Genomic DNA, 3,922 nt, shown 5'->3' with positions numbered 1-3,922 from the left:
GGCGGCCTCGCCCCCTTCCCCGCCGCGTGGGCCCCGACTCGCCGCAGGTGGACGGGGCGGTCAGGCGGTGACGGCGTCCACCGCGGGGGTGCGGAGGGTGCGGCGGGCGGCGGCCAGGGCCGTGACCGCGGTGAGGGCGGCCGCGAGGGCGACGACCCCGGCGTAGATCCAGGCGCTCCCGTCCGGGACGGCCGAGCCCTTGCGCGCCACCGCGAAGGGGATGATCGTGAAGACCGAGGCGACCGTCCCGCAGGCGACGCCGACGACGGTCAGCGCCGCCGACTCCAGCGCCACCGTGCCGAGCACCTGGGCCGGGGTGGCGCCCGCCAGGCGGGCCTGGCCGAACTCGCGGCGCCGGTGCACCGTCGCCGCCACCAGCGTGTTCACCAGCATGATCGCGGCGAACAGCACCACCATCCCGATGACCACCAGGTTCAGCGTCTCGATCCCCTTCTGGTCGGCGGTCTTGGCGAGGCCCGACCGGTCCATGGCGCCGTTCTCCGTGGCCTGGAGGAACAGCGTCCCGACGGCGATGCCGGTGAACAGGATGATCGGGGTCACCGCGGACGCCATCGCGCCCGTCCGGCGCCGCAGGTTCGTCACCGCGAGGTCCCCGGCGACGCCGAACGCGCGCACCGGCCCGGCCAGCAGCGCCGTCGCCCGCCGGACGATCACCGGGGCGAGCAGCGCCAGCCCGATCGCGGCGAAGATGTCGGCCTGCCCGGACGCCGCCATGGCGTCGGTGCCCTTGCCGCGCATCATCGTCATCGTCACGACCGCCTCGTCCACCGCGAGGAACAGGAACACCCCGGCGAAGACCGCGCGCCTGCGGCCGAGCCGGCCCGGGTCGGTGGCCGCCGCCATCAGCGACTCGGTGACGCGGACGCGGGCGGCGCGGCGCGCGCTGATCAGCGCGGCGACGGTCGCGGACAGGAACGTCACCCCGGCGCCGGTGCCGAGCGCGAACGCCCCGAACGCGTAGGACACGTCGCCGGGGACCTGGTGGGTGCCGTGCAGCAGCCCGAGCAGGCCCCGCCCGCCGAGCGCGCCGGGGACGGCGCCGAGCAGCGCCGCCAGCACGGCCAGGACCGCCGCCTCACCGACGATCATCCGGGTGATCTGCGCCGGCGTCGCGCCGACGCTCTTCAGCAGCGCCATCTCCGCCGCCCGCTGCCGGACCGCCAGGGTCAGCGTGGAGGTGACCGCGAAGACGACCAGCAGCAGTCCCCAGCCGCCGACCACCATCGCCATCGTGACCAGCGTGGACCGGGTCTGCCCGGTCGCCCCGCTCGCCTCGGCCGTGTCGTACATCGAGGCGAACGCCATGATGATCGCCGAGCCGAGGAGCATCGACAGGAAGCTCGCCGTGAACGCGCCCGCGCGCCTGCGCAGGGACCGCAGTGCCAGCCCGCCCATGTCACACCCCCGCCTGGGTGCGGCCGGCGGCCCGCTGCCGCTCGACCTCGTCGGCCAGGTGCGTCATCCGCTCGGCGACGGCCTCGGCCGTCGGCGCGGTCTGGTAGCCGACGATCCGGCCGTCGGCGAGGAACAGCACCGCGTCGGCGTGCGCCGCGGCGACCGGGTCGTGCGTCACCATCACCACCGTCCGCCCGTACACCCGGACGGCCTCCTGCAGCAGCCCGAGGACGTCGCGGGCGCTGCGGCTGTCGAGCGCGCCGGTCGGCTCGTCGCCGAACAGGATCCGCGGCTCGGTCACCAGCGCCCGCGCGATCGCGACCCGCTGCTGCTGCCCGCCCGACAGCTCCGCCGGGAGGTGCGCGAGCCGGTCGCCGAGGCCGACGCGGCCGAGGACGTCCCGGGCGCGGGCCTTGTCGACGCGGCGGCCCGCGAGCTTCAGCGGCAGCGTGACGTTCTGCATGACGGTCAGCGTCGGCAGCAGGTTGAACTGCTGGAACACGAACCCGATCCGCTCCCTGCGGAACTTCGTCAGCGCGGCCTCACCGTCGCCGGACAGCTCGGCGCCGTCCACCACGACCCGGCCGGCGCTCGGCCGGTCGAGTCCCGCCGCGCACTGGAGCAGCGTGCTCTTGCCCGATCCGGAGGGGCCCATCACCGCGGTGAACGACCCGGTCGGCAGCGACAGCGACACGCCGTCGAGCGCGACCACCCGGTTGTCCTCCGCGCCGTACACCTTCCGGACGTCCTCCAGCCGGAGCGCCTCGCCGCCGGACGGGGCCGTCCCTCCCGGCCGCGCCTTGTGTCCGAACATCGCCTTCACCTCTCCGCCCGGCGCCCCTCCCGTGGAGCGCCTCCGGAAACGAAGCTACGGAGAGCGAGGGCGGCGGAGGATGGGTCCAGCACGCCGATCGGGGTAGGCAAAACTCCACCTTCGGGCGGCGCCACGGCCCGGGCGGTGCAGCGGCTCCGGGCGGCGCGCTACCTCCGGCGCAGCGCGGCGTGCCCGGCGGCGGTGCCCCGGAGCGCGAGGATCGCGGTCAGGATCGCGCCGATCCCCGCCGACAGCGACCCCGCGAGCTCGGACGGGACCGCCAGCGCGAGGACGCCCGCGACGGCCAGTACGGCGCCCGCGCCGATCATCCACGGCCGGGCGGCCCGGTGCACGGTCAGCCACGACTGGTCGTCGGCCATGCTCCGCTTGGTGCGGATGCCGGCGAACTGGTTGCGCGGGATCCGGCCGTCGGCGGCCAGCACGCCCACCACCACGAGCAGCGCCCCCGCCGCGATCAGCAAGACCCCCAGGTAGATGTTCATCGCCCCCCCTTTCCCCGGTGTCCCGCGCCCCATCATGCGCCAGAACCGTTGATCTCGGCCAACGGGGCGGTGTAGCGGGACCGGCGGTCGGGGCGGGCGCGCCCGGCGGCGTGCCGCAGCGCCGGGACCGCCGCTTCGCCGAACCGGACGAGCCCGTCCGCGGCGGCCTGCCGGACCTGGGGACGCGGGTGGCCGAGCAGGCCGACCAGCCCGGGGATCGCGGGCGTCCAGCCGGCGTGGCTCAGCGTCCGGACCGCCGAGCGGACGACGTCGGGCTCGGGGTCGTCGAGCAGCCGCACGGTCTGCTCCAGGTACGCCTCGCGGCTCAGCACCCTGCGCGACACGCGGTGCGCGTGCAGCCTCACCTTCGTCTCGCGGTGGCCGATCAGCTCGGCGAGCAGGTCCTCCAGCCCTTCCGCGCGGCGATCGGCGAGCAGCGAGAGCGCGCGGCGCACCACTCTCGCGCCGCCGCCCCGCGCCTCCCGGAACAGCATCGCCGACGACGGCTCGCTCGCCGCCGGGGGCTCGTGCTCGCGCATCGCCGCCAGGGCGGCCGCGTCGCGGCGGGTGGCGCCGGACGCCCGGAGGGGGCCGTCCACCAGGACGAGCCGGTCCGCGAGGTCGTCGCGTCCCTCCTCGATGAGGCGCCGCCGGGCCCGTTCGAGCGTCGCGGTGCGGGTCAGCCTCCGGCCGGCGACGAGGTCGAGCAGGCCCCGCGCGCCACCCGCCAGGCGCTCGGTGATCTCCCCCGCGACGGCGTCGGCGGACGCCTGCCGGAGCACCCGCCCGGCGGCGGCGTCCCCGTCCTCCCAGCGCGACACGAGCGCGGGGACGAACCGGTCGAGGTCGGCTCCGTACAGGTGAGCGGCCAGCTGGACGAACCGGTCGCCGCCGTCCGGCACCTCGGGCGCCTCCAGCAGGACGTGCGCCAGCTCGTGGGTCGCCGTCAGCCCGTCGCGGCCGTCCAGGAACGCGCGGAGGACGGCGAACCGGCCCTCCGGTTCAGGCCGGTCGAGCAGGAGACGGGCCGCCTTCGCCCGCCGGTCGGCCGGGCCGGTGTCGAGCATGGCCAACAGGCGGCGCCGCTGCGCCACGGACGGCGGCTGGTCGAGGTCGCCGTCGCGCGGCGTCCGCTCCTCGGGCTCCTCGCGGCGCTCCGCGAGCGTCCACGGCGGGGCGCCGAGCGGCT

The 3,922-nt window shown here is 76.5% G+C and carries 4 protein-coding genes; all 4 read right to left on the bottom strand.

Annotated elements, in window-relative coordinates:
* Window positions 1–60: 60 nt before the first annotated feature.
* On the bottom strand, window positions 61–1,416 hold the full coding sequence (locus ABZ914_RS48210) for an FtsX-like permease family protein (protein ID WP_500201334.1): 1,356 nt from the start codon (window positions 1,414–1,416) through the stop codon (window positions 61–63).
* 1 nt (window position 1,417) lies between these two features.
* Entirely contained in the window at window positions 1,418–2,230 is an 813-nt protein-coding gene (locus ABZ914_RS48205; RefSeq protein ID WP_500201333.1) for an ABC transporter ATP-binding protein, read from the bottom strand.
* A 167-nt stretch (window positions 2,231–2,397) separates the two neighbouring features.
* Window positions 2,398–2,733: an SdpI family protein gene (locus ABZ914_RS48200; RefSeq protein ID WP_500201332.1), complete on the bottom strand. Its 336-nt coding sequence runs from the start codon at window positions 2,731–2,733 to the stop codon at window positions 2,398–2,400.
* A 32-nt stretch (window positions 2,734–2,765) separates the two neighbouring features.
* Window positions 2,766–3,922: HEAT repeat domain-containing protein (locus ABZ914_RS48195; protein ID WP_500201331.1), on the bottom strand; the 1,157-nt coding region annotated here is incomplete at its 5' end.

It is taken from the genome of Spirillospora sp. NPDC046719, assembly GCF_040645715.1.
Lineage (GTDB): Bacteria > Actinomycetota > Actinomycetes > Streptosporangiales > Streptosporangiaceae > Spirillospora.
Note: the sequence above shows the minus strand (reverse complement) of the source record. Positions and strands in the feature narration are given on the sequence as shown.

Coding starts and splice junctions, on each gene's coding strand:
- ABZ914_RS48210 (WP_500201334.1), bottom strand. CDS start 1,416: ATGGGCGGGCTGGCACTGCGGTCCCTGCGCAGGCGCGCGGGCGCGTTC.
- ABZ914_RS48205 (WP_500201333.1), bottom strand. CDS start 2,230: ATGTTCGGACACAAGGCGCGGCCGGGAGGGACGGCCCCGTCCGGCGGC.
- ABZ914_RS48200 (WP_500201332.1), bottom strand. CDS start 2,733: ATGAACATCTACCTGGGGGTCTTGCTGATCGCGGCGGGGGCGCTGCTC.